We start from the raw sequence: 18212 nt of genomic DNA on the forward strand, positions 1-18212 counted from the left end.
GGGCGCCGTGGGGCGCCCCGCCCGAGGGGGGTCAGAGCAGGGTGAGCTTGTTCCAGGCGTAGCTGGGATCGATATCGCGTCGGTTGTGCCAGGTGGGCGAGAACGCGTCGCCTGTCGAGTCGATGCCCATCAGGCAGGGACCGGTACCGAAGTTGTACATCGGCGTCAGGTCCGCCCGACCGTCCAGGTTGTAGTCCCCGGTGACCAGCTTCACCTTGGTGGCGTCGAAGGTGCCGGCGGGACTCATGAACCATCGGGACAGGCTCGACAGGCCGTTGGCTCCGTTGCCGAGGAAGGCGTAGAACCCCGTCGTCAGGCCCGGATAGTCGTACATCGCGGCCACGTCGTCGATCCCGTCGCCGTTGAGGTCACCGACGGTGTACTGCGCGCGGGCCGAGTCCCAGGTGCCCGTGTTGGAGACCCACCAGATCTCCTGGATCAGGCCGATGCCGGTGGACCGGTACACGAACATCCGGGTGAGGCCGTTGCCGTAGTCGTAGAACGTGGCCAGGTCCGCCGCGCCGTCGCCGTTGAAGTCGCCGGACACCCACTTGGAGAAGGCCATGTTGAACGAGTTCGGCGGCTGGGTGTGCCACGCGGCCGCGACCGCGAAGCTGACGCCGTCCGGCTGGGCCAGCGCGGTCCAGATCCGGAAGGACAGGTCATCACCCCGGTAGACGACGTAGAGGTCGTCCCTGCCATCGGCGTTGGCGTCCCCGGCGAACAGCTGGACGTGGTCCATCGCGGCCACGCCGATCAGCGCCACGCCCTCGGCGGCCTGGACGACACCGCCGTCCTGCTGGCCGGTGAGCACCGTCGCCTTCAGGTTCCCGCCGGTCTCGCGGAGCAGGGCGACATCGCGCTTTCCGTCGCCGTTGAAGTCGCCGGAGGCCGCGCGGGTCGTCGCGACCGGGTAGGCCGCCGACGTCCACAGCTCGGCGGCGGCGCCGTGCTGCGTGTTCGACGTGCGCGCCATCCGCAAGACCGCCGAGGCGCCCGCCTTGTCGTGGTAGGCGAGGACGTCCGCCCGCTCGCCGACGCTCGCCTGGCGCGTGGTCGCGGTCCGCGAGCGGTTGAGCAGCACCTGGACGCTGGCCGTCCCGGCGGCGGCGGTCGCCGGGAGCACCCCGGAGAACACCCGCACGTCGTCGACAGCACCGGGGAAGTAGCCCGGATAGGCGGCGTTGTACTGGCCCCGGCCCACGTACAGCGGGTTCGTGGCGTTCCAGGTGGCGGTGAAGTCGGTCACCTGGGCCTGGAGCACGCCGTCCACGTAGAGCCGGAGCTTGCGGGCGCCCGCGTCGTACTCGCCGACCAGGTGCGTCCACGTCCGCAGTCTCGGCGACTGGTCCGACAGCGCGTAGGTCACCGCCGTGTTGTCCGCGTCGTTGACGCCCGCCCCGATCGCCCAGCGGTCCACCCCGGCCCGGTACTGGAGCCAGAACGCGCTCGCCCGATTGCCGAACTGGGAGACCGCGGTCAGGTCGTTGGAGTCCTTGCGGTCCAGGTTGACCCAGGCCGCGACCGAGTAGGACTGGTCGGTGCGCAGTACCGGTCCGGTGGTCTTGGCGTGCGCGTCGACACCGTTGAGGACCAGCGCGCTGCCGACGACGCTCGCGCTCACGGCGGTCAGGTGGCGCTGCTTGCCCGACAGGTCGTTGGTGTTCGTGGTCAGCTGCCACTCGCCCTGGCGCTCGGCGTGGCGCGCCATGTAGTCGATCTCGTCGGGCGCGAGCTGCCGCTGCCAGGCGCGCACCTCGGCGATGTCCCCGCCGAAGAAGCCGCTGTAGTTCCCCGTGAACTGGTAGCGGCCCAGGGCGAGCGGCCCGGTCGCCTTGTACAGCGGGGCGGGCAGCGTGACCGTGCCGGCCAACTCGCCGTTCACGTGCAGGGTCAGCGACCTGGTCGCGGCGTCGTAGCTCGCGGCCACGTGCGACCACACCCCGATGAGTGCGGCGCCGCCCCGGATCTCCGTGTTCGCGGCCGAGGACTCGTCGGGCCGGGTCCACAGCCGCCACCTGCCGTCGGCGGTCGTGGAGATCGCGAAGGAGTTGGAGCTGGCCGAGTCGGTGCTGAGCACGGTGCGCGGCACGGAATCGGAACTGGTGGACACGGTCGGCCGGGCCCAGGCGGAGACGCTGAAGCTCTTCGAGGTGTCGATGACGGTCGTGCTGGTCTTCGCCGTGCCGAGGGTGGACCCGTTGAAGCGGAGGGCTGCGGGCCCGCCCACCGAGCGGCTGTCGGGGCCGGCGGCCGGGGCCCAGGTGGTGCTGCCGGACAGGGCCAGGTCGTGCGGGTTGCTTGGCACGGTGTCGGCGCCGACGCTCCCGGTGCCCTCGGCGAGCGGCCAGTTGCCGACCTCGAGCGCCCCGGGCAGCACGTCGAACGTGAACAGCTTGATGTCACTCAGGTTGCCCGCCGCGTCCACACTGCGGACCGCCAGCTCCTGCAGCCTCGCGTCCATCGGGGTCAGTCTGAGCACGGCCTGGTGGTTGTCGGCGGCCACGAAGGTGACCGGGGAGCCCCAGCCCCACTGGAAGCCGACGACGTCGAGGGAGCCCGCGTCGCCGAGGGTGAACGTCCCGGTGTCGCCCACGCCGCCCGTACTCAGGTCGTGGTCCTCCTTGAAGACGCCGTCGGACGCGATGGTCGGCAGTCCCGGCCGGATCGTGTCGACGGTGAACGTGCACCAGTCCGACCAGCCGCTGTCGTCCTGGGTGTCGTTGGCTCCGACCCGCCAGGTGTAGGTGCCGCCCTCGGTCAGCTGTCCGGTGGTGACGGTCCCGGTCCAGCCGTCGGCCAGGTTGTGGGCGCTCGCCCCGCCGACCTTGGCACCGCCCTGCCACCATTCGAAGTCCAGCCGGACGCTGGCGCCCGGGTCGCCGTCCGACGCGATGGCGGTCAGCTTCGGCGTGCGGGTGCCCACGTACGCGGGGGTGGCGCAGTCCTTGCCCTCGGTGCGCCGGGTGTGCGGCACGCCGGGCCTGGTGTTGTACGTGACGCTCAGGTAGGCGTTGGCGGGGTTGAACCGGAGCCATTTGCTGGCGGTCCACTCGGTGGCCGTGCGCATGCCGAGCGCGAGGTAGCCGAGGGAGGAGTCCTTGGCCTGCTGGTCGACCGACCACTCCAGGCCCTGGCCGGTGCGCGCGTCGCGCTGGCCGAGGCTGCCGGACCAGGTGCCCGCGTGGTTGTTCCAGTTGGTGGCGCCGTTGATCGTGCCCGTCTTGTGCAGGGTCACGGCGGTCGGGTTGTCCCAGACGTAGTCGACGGAGTTGACCGCGAACTTCGCGTTCTTGATCATCTTCCAGCCGCCGTAGCCGGACAGGTCGTACTGGAACACCGAGCGGTACTTGGCGGGGTAGGAGCCGGTGGCGTAGCCGACCTTCGCCAGGTTGTCGCCGTCCCCGCCCCAGTACTCCGTGTCCTGCCAGCTGGCGTTGTACCCGCCCAGCAGGCACCAGCCCGCGCCGGCCGCGCCGACCGTCGGGTCGATGTGGACCGGGTAGACCGTGTCGGGGCCGTTCAGCAGCGCCTGGTCGGGGACCAGGGTCAGCGAGTCGGCGCCCAGCTCCATCGGCATGGTCGCGCGCCGGCTCTCCTTCTCGCCGCCGCCGGGCTCCGCGGTCGCGCTCTGCTGGCCCCGGCCGCGCTCCCGGAGCGGCGGGGCGGGCGAGTCCCACATGACCGGGGCCGAGGCCGCGAACACCCCGGCGCCCCGGTCGTCGACGGCACGCAGCGAGCCGGCCTCGCCGAGCTCCAGCCGCAGGCCGGTCGTCCGGGTGCCGAACCGGATCTCGCGCAGGGCCGGGTTCCGGGCCGCCTCGCGGTTCTTGACCACCAGGACGTCGGAGAAGCCCTCCACCTCGGCCCGGACCTTGAGGTCCACGCCCGGCAGCACCTCGGCGTAGGTGGCGGTCCGGCCGTCGAGGGTCGGGGCCGGCAGGGTGCCCGGCCAGGTCAGCGCCAGTTGCCTGCCGTCGCGTTCGAGCACGACCAGCGGGCCGGTGCCGCCGCCGGAGAACCGCAGCGCGGTCGCCGAGGCCTTCGTGGTCACCGAGCCGTCGACGTCCCGCCGCAGGGTCGGGTCGGCCGGTACCCAGCCGCCGTTCCGGCGGACCCGGACGGCCTGGCTGGCGATGTCCGCGGTGAACGTGCCGTCGGGATTGGCGAAGACCTCCGTCGTCGCGGTGCGCTCGTCGGCGACCCCGACCCGGGTCTGGAACCTGCGGGCCGCCGTGGACGCGGCCGACGGGTCCGCCAGTTCGGTGGGCGGCACCGGTGGGGCGGGCGGGGCGGCCGCGGCGGGGGCGGCCAGGACGGGGAGGGTGGACACCAGTAGCGCGGCCAGCGCTAACCGGACGATCGACGCCCGAGGGGATGAGGGCTGCAACTCGTGCTCCTTGTGCAAGGGGGTGGCACAGGGGCGGGCACAGCACAACGGGAGCGGGCAGCAGCCAGCCCCGACCAGGTCACGCTGCCCCCGTGGCACTTGCCGCATGACCCGTCGGTGCCGGTACCGATCACGACGTGCACGTAAGCTATCGGACCCTCCGGCCGCCCGCCACCCCCTCTGACCTGCACGGCAAGCGTTTGGAAAGCGTAACCAGGCATCGGGCTACCAAAGTGGACCGGCCGCCCCTTACCGGTCATCGCCCCCCGGACACCGCCCACCCGGGAGAGCACGGAAACACCCCAGATGCGGGGTACCGAAACTGCACAGAAGCGTGCATATCACCAGGTCGGCGCAGGCCGGGCGCCCGAGCACTCGGACACCCGGCCTGACCGGCGTCAGCCCACCTGGGTCACCTTCCACTGCTGATGGGTACCCGTCCCGCAGGTCACCTGCTGGAGCTGGGTGTCGTCGGTCTGTACCGCCCCGGGCACCGTCAGGCACCGGCCGCTGTGCACGGACACGATCCGGAAGACGCCCGTCCCGGCCGGCTCGAACCGCCACTTCTGGTTGGCGCCGGTGTGGCACGTCCACTGCAGGACGAGCGCGGCCTCCGCCTGGGAGGCGCCGGCGACGTCCATGCACTTGCCGCTGTGCACGGCGGTGAGCGTGAACGTGCCGTTGCCGGCGTCGGTGGCCCGCCACTGCTGGTTGGTGCCGCCGGTGGCCGGCCACTGGACGACGGCCGCGTCGTTGGCGGTGGACACGCCCCGCACGTCGACGAGCTTGTTGCTGTGCGCGGCGGTCAGCGTGTAGGCGCGCCCGGTCTGCGGGCCGCCGCCGCCGGTGCCGGGGACGCCGACGCCGGTACCCGTGAAGGTGATCGCGTCGAGGTCGAACGGCCCGGCGATCGGGGACTTGAACACGGCGTAGAGGGTGTAGGAGCCGCCGGGATCGGTGACGGCCACCGGGGGCAGGGTCACGTAGGTGTCCCACCCTCCGGTGCCAGGGATCTGCTGGGACGCGATCAGGGTGCCCGTCGGCGAGCCGGCGCGCAGTTCGATCGAACCGCCGCTGGTGGCCGGCGAGGAGACCCGGAACGACACCGAGGTCATGTTCCTCATGCTGACCGGGTCGAAGGCGATCCAGTCGTTGTTGTCGATGTCGCCGATCCGCCGGCCGTTCTCCGCGCCCGCCTGGCTGACGACCCGGATCCCGGACGAGCCGGTGAAGTACTCGGCCTGCTTGCTCCGGGGTTGCAGCACGTTCTCCCGGGTGCCCTCCAGGCCCTGGTTGTCGACGTAGCTGGCCGTCAGTACCCGGAAGATGTTCGCGGTGGCCTCGTGCCCGTCGTCCCCGGTCGGGATGGTGCCCGAGCAGCCGTAGGTGGTGCTCTCGTCGTGGCTGTGACTGTCGTGGCCGATGGAGCTGATCACCTTCACCCGGGAGCAGTCCACCGTGCCGTCCTCGGCGTCGGTGACGGTGAGCTGGTACGGGATCGAGTCGCCCTTGGTCAGGAAGCCGCCGTTGACCGGGGCCGCGAAGACCAGCTTCGGACGGGTGTTGCCGACGTAGACCGGGACGGTGACGGTGCCGGTCTTGCCGGCGGGGTCCCGCACGGTCAGGCGCGCGTTGTAGGTCGCCTTCGTCGGGTAGGTGTAGGACGGGTTGGCGGCCGTGGAGTCGGTGCTGCCGTTGCCGTCGAAGTCCCACGCGTAGGTGAGGGCGTCGCCGTCCGGGTCGGACGAGCCGGCCGAGGAGAACGCGACGGTCAGCGGCGACGGCCCGCTGTCGGGGGTGGCCTTCGCCTTGGCGAGCGGCGCGCGGTTGCCCGCGACGTAGTCGATCCGGTAGACGCCGTCGTCGAGGTTCTCGTGGCCGTAGCCGTTGCCCCATTCGAGCAGGTACATCGCACCGTCGGGGCCGAAGTCCATGTCGATCGGCGCGTGCGTGTTGAGCTGCGCGGCGAAGTTGTTGATCTTCAGCAGGTCGCCGTTGCCGTCGAGCCGCATCTCGCGGATGTAGTTGCGGCTCCACTCGAAGAAGAACGGCGTCCTGTCGAAGTACTGCGGGAACTTGCGCTCGGACGTGCTGGCCGGGTCGTACCGGTAGATCGGGCCGGCCATCGGGCCCGCGCCGCCGCTCGTCCCCATCTCCGGGAACGGCGAACCGGCGTGGTAGTCGTACCAGACGGTGGCCGGTTTGACGGCGGGCAGGTTCGTCAGCCCGGTGTTGTTCGGCGAGGTGTTGACCGGGGCCGCGCAGTCGAACTTGGCCCCGGACTGGCCGGTGGCGAAGTTGTAGTCGTTGAACGGGGTGTTGGCGCCGACGCAGTACGGCCAGCCGTAGTTGCCCGTGGACTTGATCAGGTTCCACTCGACGATGCCCTCGGGACCCCGGTTGGGATCGGCGGAACCCGCGTCGGGCCCGTAGTCGGCGGCCGAGATCCAGCCGGTCACCGGGTCCACGCCGAACCGGAACGGGTTGCGGAAGCCCATCACGTAGATCTCGGGCCGGGTCTTCGCCGTCCCGGGGGCGAACATGTTCCCGGCCGGGATCGTGTACGTCCCGTTGTCCTCCGGGTGCACGCGCAGGATCTTGCCGCGCAGGTCGTTGGTGTTGGCGGCGGTGCCCTGCGCGTCGTAGTCCTCGCGCCCGGGCCGCTCGTCGATCGGGGTGTACCCGTTGGACGCGCCCGGGATGACGTCGTCGCCGACCCCGATGTACAGGTTGCCGCCCGGCCCGAACTCCATGTTCCCGCCGGTGTGCCCGGGCTCCGGGTCCCCGGGCGCGCGCCCCGCCGGCACCTCCAGGACGACCTTCTCGCTGGCCAGGTCCAGGGTCGCGCCGGTGAGCGTGAACCGGGAGACCCTGTTCTTGTTGGCGGCCGTCGCGGGCGACCAGTACACGTAGATCCGGTTGTTGGTGGTGAAGTTCGGGTCGAGCGCCACGCCGACGACGCCGTCCTCACCGCCGGTGTAGGCGTTGAGCGTGGCCAGTGTGGACACCGCGCCGTTGGTGGCGATCGCCTTGACCGCGCCGGAGCGTTCGACGTAGAACACCCGGCCGTCGGCGGCCACGTCCAGGGCCATCGGCTCGTCGGGGGCGCCGTCGAGGGTGACCTTCTGGTAGCGGTTGGTGACCGTGCCGCCGCAACTGCCCGGGGCCGCGCCCGCCGCCCACTTCACGCCGCCGAGGACGTGCTGCTGGAACAGCGGTTCGGAGTACGAGGACGTGTTGTGGCCCATCGCCGTGGCCCACACCTTCGCGGGCTGGCCCTCCCGGCACCATGAGATCGGGTGGTCGTGCCCCATCTTCGACGGCCCCGGGTTGTACGTGGTCTCGTCGGCGGTCACCAGCACGTGCACGTCCCCGCGCTGGTCCTTGTCGAAGTTGTACCACTCCTCGCTGCGCGCCCACCGGTCCGGCAGGCCCTGGGTGGACGGGTGCGTCTTGTCGGCCACCTTGGCCGTGCCCTGCAGGATGGCCGAGTGCGCGGTCATGTGCGCGCCGCCCATCACCAGCTGGTCCCACCACGGGAACGCGGCGTCGATGTTCATGTCCGTGGTGTTGTGGATCGCGACGATGCCCTTGCCGCTGGCCGCGTACGCCTGGATGCCCTGCCGTTGGGCGTCGGTGTCCCAGACCATGCCCGAGTTCTGGAACATGATGACGACGTCGTAGGTGTTCAGGGTCGCCGAGGTGAAGATCGCCGAGTCCTCGGACAGGTCGAGCTGGAAGTTGTTCGCGGTCGCCTGCTGCTGGAGCATCGTGATGCCGGCGGGGATGGAGTCGTGCCGGTAGGCGCCGGCCGCCGTCTTGGTGAACAGCAGCGCCTTGAAGGCCGGGGCGGCCGCCTGGACGGGCAGTACCTGGGTGAGCAGCAGGGCCAACAACGTCGTGGTGAGGACCGCGAGGGCGCGGACCGTTCTGGATGTTCGCATGGGGAAGCTCCTGAGGGGGGAGGTGCCGTCGCTAACGGGTGAGGGTGCGGAGGAAGGCGAGCCCGTCGGTGGCCAGGGCGTCCTGGCTCGGGGCGAGCGGTCGCCAGATGGAGGCGGCGGTCGCGATGGTCGCGTTGCCGGCGGTGAAGGACTCGATGACGAGCGGGCCGTCGTAGCCCGTCTCCCCGACGGCGGCGGCGAAGTCGGGCCAGTCGAAGTGGTCGTCGCCCGGCGTGCCCCGGTCGGTGCCGCACACCTGGAGGTGCGCGAGCCGGGAACCGGCCAGCCGGACGGCGTCGGAGGGCTTCTTCTCCTCGATGTTGAGGTGGTAGGTGTCCAATGCAAGGCCGCAGTTCTCTGGGAGCGCGTCGAGGGCCTGTTCGACGGTATTGATCACGCTGGTCTCGTACCGGTTGAGCGGTTCGACGCCGATCCGTACCCCGCGGTCGGCCGCGTGGTCGACGACCGGCTTCAGGTTCTCCCTGAGTTCCGCGTACACGGACCGGCGTTCGTCCGGGGACATCCGCCAGGTCCGGCCGACGGACGCGTACGCCGGGCCGCTGACGGTCGGCGCGCCGAGGGTCACGGCCACGTCCACGCAGTGCCGCAGGTAGTCCTGGGTCTCGGCGACGGAGGCGGCGGCCACCAGTTCGCGGCCGGGCGGCATGACCAGCACGACCGAGGCGGCCAGGCCCAGGGACGCCAGCAGTTCGGCGGCGCGGTCGGGGTCCCAGTCGCCGGGCCGCTCCACCGGGAGTTCGATCACGTCGAACCCCCAGTGGGCGATCCGTGGGGCCAACACCGCCAGGTCCGCGTTCGTCAGCGGGGACGTCCACACCCAGGTGTTGACTCCGAGCGGGTACACGGCTACTTGCCTCCCCACTTCTGCGGGAAGCCGGGCATGGCCTCGCAGCCGCACAGCGCGTAGTGCAGCGGCGGCATGCCGGGCTTGCGGTACGTGCCGAGATTCGCCTCGGTGATCTTCGGCTGGGGCAGGTTCCACACCTTCGGCACCTGCTCGCCGTTGAGGATCCTCAGGGCGGCGAGGATGGGGGTCCGCCACTGGTAGGTCGGGTACGTCGGGGCGACCGCCGTGAGCTTCTTGTCGCTCCACTTCTGGAGGAAGTCCTGCTGGTCCTCGCCGTTGATCGGCGGCACCGGCAGCCCCGCGTCCTCGAACGCCTCGATCGCGGCGACCGAGGTGGCGCCGGCGTCCATCCAGATGCCGTCGAGCTTGCCGTGCCGCTGGATGTAGTCGCCGACGATGCTCTTGGTCTTGGCCGCGTCGCCGTCGGTGAACTCGACGCCGACGACGTTCAGCTTGCTCTTGTCGAAGGCCACCTTCGCCGCCGACCAGCGCGTCTCCAGCACGTCCACGCCGGGCAGGATGCGCAGCGCGAGGATCTTCCCGCCGGGCTTGACCTTCTCGATGAGGAACTCGGCGGCGTCCGCGCCGAACGCGTACCCGCCGATGGGTTTGATGAAGGTCACCGGGCAGTCCGTCTGCACCCCCCGGTCGAAGACGATGACGGGTACCTTCGGGCACGCGCCCGCCACCGCCGGGGTCAGCGTCGCGGTCGTGTTCGGCGACACGATCAGCGCGTCGCAGCCCTTGGCCGTGAGTTCGCTGATGTCGGAGATCTGCTTGTCGTCCTTGCCCTCGGCGTCCAGGACGGTGAAGTCCCTGATCTCGGGGTGCAGGGCGACCTCGGCCTGCATGGTCTTCCAGCCGACCTGCCGCCACGGGTTGTTGACCGCCGCGTTGGAGAAGCACAGGTGGTAGGGGCCCGCCTTCTTGTACCTGGCCGTGTCGACCAGCTGCGGGGCGATGCTCTGCTCCCACGGCCTGTCGGCCGGCCCGGTCGCCGCCTGGCCGCGCATCGCGAGCTGGGCGTCGTAGTCGGCCTGGACGAAGAACTTGGACTGCGCCCCCGTGTCGCCCTTGGTGGTGGGCGACGCGGAGGGGGTGTCGGTGGTGCAGGCGGAGAGAACCAGCAGCGTGGTCAGCGCCACCGCGGTGAGTACCTGTCTCGGGGAGAGGGGCATGGCTATGACTGTCCTTTCAGGGGGCGGCGGGGTAGGGCGGTCCACTGTGGGAGCCGCACTGCTCCCAGGGCGACCGCGGCGACGAGGATGACGCCCTGCACGGTGACCTCCAGCGCGCCGGAGACGCCGTACAGGTTGAGGAGGGTGAACAGGGCCTCCAGGGTGAAGGCCCCGGCGATCGCGGCCACGACCGAGCCGCGACCGCCGCCGAGCACGACGCCACCGAGGACGACGGCGGTGATGGCCTGGAACTCCAGCCCCTGGCCGACCTGGGCGGACACGCCCGCGTAGCCGCCGAGCAGGATCGCGCACACGGCCGCCGAGAGCCCGGACAGGACGAAGGCGACGGTCTTGGCCCGGTGGGTCCGTACCCCCGAGAGGTCCGCCGCCTTCTGGTTGTCCCCGGTGGCGACGAGCGTCCGGCCGAAGTCGGCGCGCATCAGCAGCACGACCGCGACCGTGACGGCGGCCAGGATGAGCGCCGACCACGGCACCCCGCCGAGGCCGGCCCGGCCGAACGCGCGGAACTGCTCGGTCAGCGCCCCGCGCGGGGCACCGCCCGTCCACAGGAACACCGCGCCGGACAGGATCAGCATCATGCCGAGGGTGGCGATGAACGACGGCACCCGCAGCAGGGTCGTGACCAGCCCGTTGAGGAGCCCGACCAGCGCGCCGGCGGCCAGCAGCAGCGCGAGCACCGGCCAGGTCGCGGCGGGCTCCCCGTCGATCAGCCGGGCGGCGATCACCACCTCGGCGGTGACCAGCGAGCCGACCGACAGGTCGAACTCGCCGGACACGACGACGAAGTACTGCCCGGCCGCCAGGATCGCCAACGGGCCGGCCCGCCTGACGAACGACAGGAAACCGGCCGGCTCCAGGAAGTGCGGGTTGGCGGTCCCGATGGCCACGAGCAGGACGGCCAGCACGCAGAAGATGGGCAGGGTGCGTCTCATGCCGACCGCCTCCGACGGGCGTAGATCGCCAGGGCGGCCACGATGACGAGTCCGCGCACCACGTCCTTGGCGAAGGAGTTCACTTCGAGCTGGTTGAAGACGCTGTCGAGGACGGCCAGCACCAGGACGCCCCCGACGGTGCCCGCGACCCCGCCGCGCCCGCCGGCCAGGGCGGTCCCGCCGAGCACGACCGCCGCGATGGACTCCAGGTCGTAGCCGCCGTCCGTGCCGACGGTCGGGGCGCCCGCGCCGAGCCGGGACGCCAGCAGCAGGCCGGCGATCCCGGCGCACAGCGAGCAGAGCACGTGCGTGACGACGAGGACCCGGTCGGTGCGCACCCCCGACAGCCGGGCGACCTCGGGGTCCCCGCCGACGGCGTAGATCCGGTAGCCGAGGGTGGTGCGGCGCAACAGGAACCAGGCCGCCACGGCGATCGCGGCCCAGAGCAACGCCGAGACGGGTACCGGCCCGATCCGGTCGTAGCCCAGCCGCTGGAACGAGGGCGGCACGCTGCCCGCCGGCCCGTCGTACCGGTGGTCCAGCACCCCCTTGACGATCAGGGTGACGCCGAGGGTGGCGATGAACGCGTGCACCTTCAGCCGGGTGATGACCAGCCCGTTGAGCAGCCCGGTCAGGGCGCTGACCGCGAGCACCGCGCCGATCGCCGGCAGCACCCCGTAGTCGGCCATGGTCTCCGCCGCCACCAGGGACGACAGGCTGATCACCACGGCGACCGACAGGTCCAGCGAACCGGCGAGGATCGCCAGGGTCTGTCCGACGGCGACGATGCCGAGCGCGGCGGAACGCTGCTGGATGCCGACGATGTTCTCCTGGCCGAGGAACTGTCCGCCGTCGACCGCGACGACCAGCCAGCCGACGACGGCCAGGGCCGCCAGGGCCAGGAAGACGGGGCGGGCCGGGTTGTCCGCGCCTCCCAGGCGTCCGAGCCGCCTCGGGGCCAGCGCTCTCAGCCTCGGGGCCAGGTCCCGCGTGTCCGGGGTCATGAGCCCGCCGCCAGGTGCATCACAGCTTCCTCCGAGGAGTCCGCGGGCAGGTGACCGGCGATCCGGCCGTCCCGCAGGACGAGGACGCGGTCGCTCATGCCGATGAGTTCGGGTAGCTCGGACGAGATCATCAGGACGGCCAGGCCCTCCTCGGCGAGTTCGCGCACGAGTTCGTGGATCGCCGCCTTCGCGCCGACGTCGACGCCGCGGGTCGGCTCGTCGAACAGCAGCACCTTCGGGGCGATCGTCAGCCACTTGGCCAGGACGACCTTCTGCTGGTTGCCGCCGGACAGGTAGCGCACCTCCTGCTGGGGGCGGGGCGGGGTGAGCCGGACCCGTTCCAGCAGTTCCAGGACCGCGCCCTTCGGCCGGCCCCGCCGGGTACGGGCGACCAGCAGGGCGTTGTCGCGGACCGACTGATGCAGGACGAGCCCTTCGGACTTGCGGTCCTCGGTCACCAGGCCGAACCCGGCGGCGATGCCCTCCCGGACGGACCGGGGCCGCCGCGGGGTCATCTCGCCCCGGGTGAACGGTTCCGCGCCGAACAGCGCCTTGACCAGTTCGGTGCGGCCGGAGCCCTGCAGGCCGGCCAGGCCGACGATCTCCCCGGCCCGCAGCTCCAGGTCGATGCCGTCGAGCCGGTCGTTGCCGCCGCCCCGCACCGACAGCAGCACGTCGCCGGGCGGGCGGGAGGCGCGCGGCGGGAAGTAGTCCGCCAGGTCGCGGCCGACCATCAGCCGGACCAGTTCGGTCGTGGTGAGCTCCGCCGTCGGGGCGGTGGTGACCCGCGCGCCGTCCTTGAGCACCGTGACCCGGTCGGCGAGTTCGAAGATCTCCCGGAGCCGGTGCGAGATGTACAGCACGGCGATGCCCCGGTCGCGCAGCCGGCGGACCAGCCCGTAGAGGAGTTCCACCTCGTGCTCGGCGAGGGCGGCGGTCGGCTCGTCCATGACCACGATCCGGGCGTCCACCGACAGCGCCTTGACGATCTCGACCACCTGCTGCTGCGCCACCGACAGCCGGCGCACCAGGTCCCGGGGCCCGAACGAGTCCTCGCCGAGCGACGCCAGCAGCCGGGCGGTGGTCGCGTCCATCGCGCCCCGGTCGACCAGGCCGCGCCGGACGGGTTCGCGGCCGAGGAACACGTTCTCCGCGACGGTGCGTTCCGGCAGGAGGGTGAACTCCTGGTAGATGATCGCCACGCCGGCGCGCTGGGCGTCCAACGGGTGCCCGAACGTCACGGCCCGGCCGTCGATCTCCACCGTGCCCTCGTCGGGCGCGTGCACCCCCGCGAGGATCTTCATCAGGGTGGACTTGCCGGCGCCGTTCTCCCCCACGAGGGCGTGCACCTCGCCGGGGGCCACGTCGAGGTCGACGCCGGTGAGGACCCGCGCGCCGGGGAAGCTCTTGCCGATCCCGCGCATCCTCAACACGGGACCCACTCCCCCGTGCGCGCCGAGTCGAGGATCGCGTCGGTGATGACGGCGGCGCGGGCCCCGTCCTCGAAGGTCGGCAGGCCGTCGCGGTACTCGCCCCGGATCGCGGCGTAGCTGTCGGCGACGAACGCGTCGAAGCAGTCGTGGTAGCCCTGGGCGTGCCCGGCGGGCAGCGGCGAGTACCGGCGGGCCGCCTCGGAGAGGGTGACCGGGTCGCGGACGAGGGTGTGGGAGCCGGCGCGGTCGCCCAGCCAGAGGCGTTCGGGGTCCTCCTGGTCGAACGCGAGGCTGCCGGAGGTGCCGGACACCTCCAGGACCAGGCGGTTCTTCCGGCCGGGCGCGACCTGGCTGACGTTGACCGAGCCCAGCGCCCCGGACGCGGTGGTGAACTGGACGGTGGCGACGTCCTCGGTGAGGACCGGGGAGTTGGTCGCCCGGTCGGTGACGACCACGGCGGTCTGGGCGCTGACCCGGGCGATCCGGTCCCCGGTCACGAACTCGGCCAGGTCGCACCAGTGGGTACCGATGTCGCCGATCGCCCGGCCCGGCCCGCCCAGTTCGGGGTCGACCCGCCAGTTGTCGTCCGTCGGCTCCAGCAGCCAGTCCTGGAGGTAGCTGCCCTGGATCAGGCTGGCCCGGCCGATGTCGGCCATCCGGGCCCGGGCCTCGCGGACCATCGGGTGGAACCGGTAGACGAACGGGACGGCGCCGAGGAGCCCGGCCTCCTCCGCCCGGCCGGCCATCAGCGCGGCCGTCCGGGCGTCGGTGGCCAGCGGCTTCTCGCAGATCACGGCCAGCCCCGCGTCGAGGGCCTTCAGGGTGAGGGGGGCGTGCAGGTGGTTGGGGGTGCAGATGTGCACCACGTCGATCAGGCCGGACTCGATCAGATCCTCGGCCGTGTCGAAGACCCGGTCCGCGCCCAGGAGCTGGCCGGCCTGGCGCGCCCGCTCCGCTGTGGAGCCGGCCACGCCCGCGAGCCGCGCACCGGTCAACCGGGCGGCCCGGGCGTGGATCCGGCCCATGAAGCCCGTCCCGACTATGCCTGCGCGGAGTTCCGTCGGCCACCGTCGTATTTCCAACATGTTAAAGGAGACTAGGAGTCACTTACGTCGACGGTCAAGCAAAACCTTGATGTAAGATGTCATTACTAAGCCGGGAAAGATCAACGGGAGGCAGGGAATTGACCACCGAGGCAGCGGGCGCAGGAGCACTTCTGACGATCCTCCGCGACGGACGCGCCCGGACCCGAGCCGAGTTGATGCAGCTCACGGGCCTGGCGAGGTCCACAGTGTCGCAGCGGCTCGACGCGCTGTCCGACCAGCGGTGGATCATCCCGTCCAACGACGCGATCTCCTCCGGCGGCCGACCGGCGGTGGCGTTCGCGTTCAACGCCGGCGCGCGGATCGTGCTCGCCGCCGACCTCGGCGCCACCCATGCGCGGCTCGCCGTCACCGACCTGGCCACCCAGGTGCTCGCCGAGCACAGCGCGGACGTGCCGATCACCGACGGCCCCGAGAAGGTGCTCGGCTGGCTGGTCGACGCGTTCCACCGGCTGCTGGACGAGTCCGGCCACACCCTCGACCAGGTGTGCGGCGCCGGGATCGGGCTGCCCGGCCCCGTCGAGCACCAGACCGGCCTGCCCGTCAACCCGCCGATCATGCCCGGGTGGGACGGGTTCGACGTGCCCGGCTGGCTCGGCCGCCGGCTCGGCGTCCCCATCCTGGTCGACAACGACGTCAACATCATGGCGCTCGGCGAACACTGGGCGGCCAGCCCCGAGATCGAGCACCTGCTCTTCGTCAAGGTCGCCACCGGGATCGGCAGCGGCATCATCACCGAACACCGCCTGCACCGCGGCGCCCAGGGCGCGGCCGGCGACATCGGCCACATCCGGGTGACCACCTCCGACATCGTCTGCCGGTGCGGCAACACCGGCTGCCTGGAGGCCGTGGCCAGCGGGGCCGCGCTCGCCGCCCTGCTGCGCGCCGCCGGGGAGGACGCCGCCAACAGCCGCGACGTGGTCGCGCTGGTCCGGGCCGGGAACGCCCGGGCGGTCCAGCTGGTCCGGCAGGCGGGCCGCGACATCGGCGAGGTGCTGGCCGCCCTGGTCAACTTCTTCAACCCGGGCGGGATCATCATCGGGGGCGACATGGCCGACGCCGGGGAGTACCTGCTGGCCGGGGTCCGCGAGGTCGTCTACAGCCGGTCGCTCCCGCTGGCCACCCAGCACCTGAGCATCCGGGTCCGCCAGCTCGACGACCGGGCCGGGGTGATCGGGGCGTCGGTGCTGGTGATCGAGCACATCCTGAGCCCCGGGGTCATCGACGAGGCGGTGGCGGCGCACGCGTAGCCGCGTACCCGGCTGAGGTCTGTGGTTTTCCGGGTTTCAGGGGTGGGACAGGTGGGCCGCGCGGGTGCGGAGCTCGCCCAGGGCCAGGGTCACCAGCGGGTGCGTCTCGCTGCCCCGGCGGACCGCCGTGAACACCCGGCGGGTCGGCGGCCGACCGGTCAGCGGCCGCACCTCGGCGCCGGACGTGTCGATCGAGTGCAGGGCGGACCGGGGCACCAGCGCCACCCCGACCCCCGCCGCGACCAGGGCGCACACCGCCCGGAAGTCGTCGGACAGGCACTCCACCCGGGGCCGGAACCCGGCGTCCTCGCAGCCCCGCAGCACCATGTCGTGCACCGGGTTGCCGGGCCACGGCGTGATCCAGGCGCCCGGGGCAAGCGCGGCCAGGTCGACGGCGGCGTCGTCGGCCAGCGGGTGGCCCGGCGGCAGGACCGCGTCGAACGGTTCGACGTAGAGCGGTTCGCGCAGCAGGCGGTCCCCGCCCGAGCCGAGCGTGAACCGCTGCTCGACGGCCACCGCGACGTCGGCCTCGCCGTCGAGGACCAGGCGCAGGCTGGTGTGGCCCTCGGCGTCCTTCACCCGGACCCGGACCTGGGGCGCCCCGAGGCGCAGGCCGGCGAGGGCGGGGGCGACGACCTCGATGATCGAGGTGGCGAACGCGGCGATGACCACCTCCCCTGCGACCCCGGTCGACACCGCGGCGAGGTCGGCCTCGGCCCGTTCGAGCTGCTCGGCGACCCGGGTGGCGTGCTCGGCGAGGACGACCCCGGTGGCGGTGAGCCGGACGGCGCGGCCCCGGCGTTCCAGTAGCGCGTGGCCGACCTCGGCCTCCAGCGCGGCGAGCTGCTGGGACACGGCGGAGGGCGACAGGTACAGCGCCTGGGCGGCGGCGGTCACGGTGCCGTGGTCGGCGAGCGCCCGCAGCACCCGGAGCCTGCGCGGGTCGATCACGGTGGCCCTCCTTTGAAGCTCGGCTTCACAACATAGACCATGATTTGGAGATGGACTTCAGAGCGGGTCGGAAGCCAGGATGGTCCGCGTGAGAGCGCTGGTGAAAACTGCCGCCGGTCCGGGACTGACGCTGACTGAGGTCGCGACGCCCGAGGCCGGCCCGGGGCAGGTCCTGATCAGGGTGTTGCGGACCGGAATCTGCGGCACCGACCTGCACATCGACTCGTGGGACGACTGGGCGGCGAGGACCGTCAAGGCCCCGCTCGTGCTGGGCCACGAGTTCGTCGGCGAGGTCGCGGAGGTCGGGCCGGGGGTCCGGGAGGTCGCGGTCGGCGACACGGTCAGTGGCGAGGGTCACCTGGTCTGCGGCAAATGTCGGAACTGTATGGCGGGCCGCCGGCACCTGTGCTTCCGGACGATCGGGCTCGGCGTGCACACCGACGGCGCCTTCGCGGAGTACGTCGTGCTGCCCGAGTCCAACGTCTGGGTGCACCGGCACCCCGTGGACCTCGACGTCGCCGCCATCTTCGACCCGTTCGGCAACGCCGTGCACACGGCCCTGTCCTTCCCTGTCGTCAACGAGGACGTGCTGATCACCGGCGCCGGGCCGATCGGACTGATGGCCGCCGCCATCGCCCAGCACGCCGGGGCCCGCAACGTGGTCATCACCGACGTCAGCCCCTACCGGCTCGACCTCGCCCGCAAGCTCGGCGCGAGCGTCGCCCTGGACGTCAGCGCCAGCCGGATCACCGACGTGATGCCGGAGCTGCGGATGACCGAGGGCTTCGACATCGGCATGGAGATGTCCGGCCGCGCCGACGCCCTCCAGGACATGATCGCGGCCATGAGCCCGGGCGGCCGGATCGCCATCCTCGGGCTGCCGACCGGCGACGTGCCCGTGGACATGGCGACCGTGGTCACCCGGATGCTCACCCTGCGCGGCATCTACGGCCGGGAGATGTACGACACCTGGTACGCGATGTCCGTCCTCCTCCAGAACGGCCTGGACATCAGCCCCGTCATCACCCACCGGTACGGCTACGCCGACCACGCGGACGCGTTCGCGACGGCCCGCTCCGGGCAATGCGGCAAGGTCGTCATCGACTGGACCCGCCCGCAGATCCAGGACAAGGAGTAG

General features: G+C 71.8%; 11 protein-coding genes. 2 read left to right on the plus strand and 9 right to left on the minus strand.

Annotated features, from left to right (window positions below; genetic code table 11):
- Positions 1-31 precede the first annotated feature (31 nt).
- The 8 genes from AB0M43_RS06100 to AB0M43_RS06135 all read right to left on the minus strand — a co-directional run bounded on the left by AB0M43_RS06100 (position 32) and on the right by AB0M43_RS06135 (position 14855).
- On the minus strand, positions 32-4390 hold the full coding sequence (locus tag AB0M43_RS06100; RefSeq protein WP_363721590.1) for a LamG-like jellyroll fold domain-containing protein: 4359 nt from the start codon (positions 4388-4390) through the stop codon (positions 32-34).
- A 398-nt stretch (positions 4391-4788) separates the two neighbouring features.
- The gene (locus AB0M43_RS06105; RefSeq protein ID WP_363721591.1) at positions 4789-8334 is read right to left on the minus strand and encodes a ThuA domain-containing protein; all 3546 of its coding nucleotides are present in this window, start codon (positions 8332-8334) and stop codon (positions 4789-4791) included.
- Between the two features lie 31 nt (positions 8335-8365).
- Complete coding sequence (locus tag AB0M43_RS06110) at positions 8366-9199, minus strand: sugar phosphate isomerase/epimerase family protein (RefSeq protein ID WP_363721592.1); 834 nt, start codon at positions 9197-9199, stop codon at positions 8366-8368.
- A gap of 2 nt (positions 9200-9201) precedes the next feature.
- Complete coding sequence (locus AB0M43_RS06115) at positions 9202-10380, minus strand: substrate-binding domain-containing protein (protein ID WP_363721593.1); 1179 nt, start codon at positions 10378-10380, stop codon at positions 9202-9204.
- A gap of 2 nt (positions 10381-10382) precedes the next feature.
- Positions 10383-11333: an ABC transporter permease gene (locus AB0M43_RS06120; protein ID WP_363721594.1), complete on the minus strand. Its 951-nt coding sequence runs from the start codon at positions 11331-11333 to the stop codon at positions 10383-10385.
- Complete coding sequence (locus AB0M43_RS06125) at positions 11330-12337, minus strand: ABC transporter permease (protein WP_363721595.1); 1008 nt, start codon at positions 12335-12337, stop codon at positions 11330-11332. The genes AB0M43_RS06120 and AB0M43_RS06125 overlap by 4 nt, the downstream gene beginning before the upstream one ends.
- Entirely contained in the window at positions 12334-13761 is a 1428-nt protein-coding gene (locus AB0M43_RS06130; protein WP_363722067.1) for a sugar ABC transporter ATP-binding protein, read from the minus strand. Before AB0M43_RS06130 ends, AB0M43_RS06125 begins: the two co-directional genes overlap by 4 nt.
- Positions 13762-13763: 2 nt before the next feature.
- A complete protein-coding gene (locus AB0M43_RS06135) occupies positions 13764-14855 on the minus strand; it encodes a Gfo/Idh/MocA family oxidoreductase (RefSeq protein ID WP_363721596.1) in 1092 nt (363 codons plus the stop codon).
- Positions 14856-14953: 98 nt separating this feature from the next.
- Here AB0M43_RS06135 and AB0M43_RS06140 point away from each other — a divergent pair, with 98 nt between their 5' ends.
- Entirely contained in the window at positions 14954-16123 is a 1170-nt protein-coding gene (locus AB0M43_RS06140; protein WP_363721597.1) for an ROK family protein, read from the plus strand.
- Between the two features lie 36 nt (positions 16124-16159).
- On the opposite strand, the gene AB0M43_RS06145 is transcribed toward AB0M43_RS06140, so the two are convergent.
- Positions 16160-17074 carry a LysR family transcriptional regulator gene (locus tag AB0M43_RS06145; RefSeq protein ID WP_363721598.1) on the minus strand — a complete coding sequence of 305 codons (915 nt, stop codon included), beginning with the start codon at positions 17072-17074 and terminating at the stop codon, positions 16160-16162.
- 88 nt (positions 17075-17162) lie between these two features.
- Between AB0M43_RS06145 and tdh the strand changes: the two genes are divergently transcribed.
- Positions 17163-18212 carry an L-threonine 3-dehydrogenase gene (gene tdh, locus AB0M43_RS06150; RefSeq protein WP_363721599.1) on the plus strand — a complete coding sequence of 350 codons (1050 nt, stop codon included), beginning with the start codon at positions 17163-17165 and terminating at the stop codon, positions 18210-18212.

Source organism: Longispora sp. NPDC051575 (assembly GCF_040681875.1).
In the GTDB taxonomy this organism is placed as follows: domain Bacteria; phylum Actinomycetota; class Actinomycetes; order Mycobacteriales; family Micromonosporaceae; genus Longispora.

Bases quoted from the DNA above. Each gene is read 5' to 3' on its own strand.
- AB0M43_RS06105 (WP_363721591.1), bottom strand. From the start codon at position 8,334: ATGCGAACATCCAGAACGGTCCGCGCCCTCGCGGTCCTCACCACGACG.
- AB0M43_RS06115 (WP_363721593.1), bottom strand. From the start codon at position 10,380: ATGCCCCTCTCCCCGAGACAGGTACTCACCGCGGTGGCGCTGACCACG.
- AB0M43_RS06120 (WP_363721594.1), bottom strand. From the start codon at position 11,333: ATGAGACGCACCCTGCCCATCTTCTGCGTGCTGGCCGTCCTGCTCGTG.
- AB0M43_RS06125 (WP_363721595.1), bottom strand. From the start codon at position 12,337: ATGACCCCGGACACGCGGGACCTGGCCCCGAGGCTGAGAGCGCTGGCC.
- AB0M43_RS06130 (WP_363722067.1), bottom strand. From the start codon at position 13,761: ATGCGCGGGATCGGCAAGAGCTTCCCCGGCGCGCGGGTCCTCACCGGC.
- AB0M43_RS06135 (WP_363721596.1), bottom strand. From the start codon at position 14,855: ATGTTGGAAATACGACGGTGGCCGACGGAACTCCGCGCAGGCATAGTC.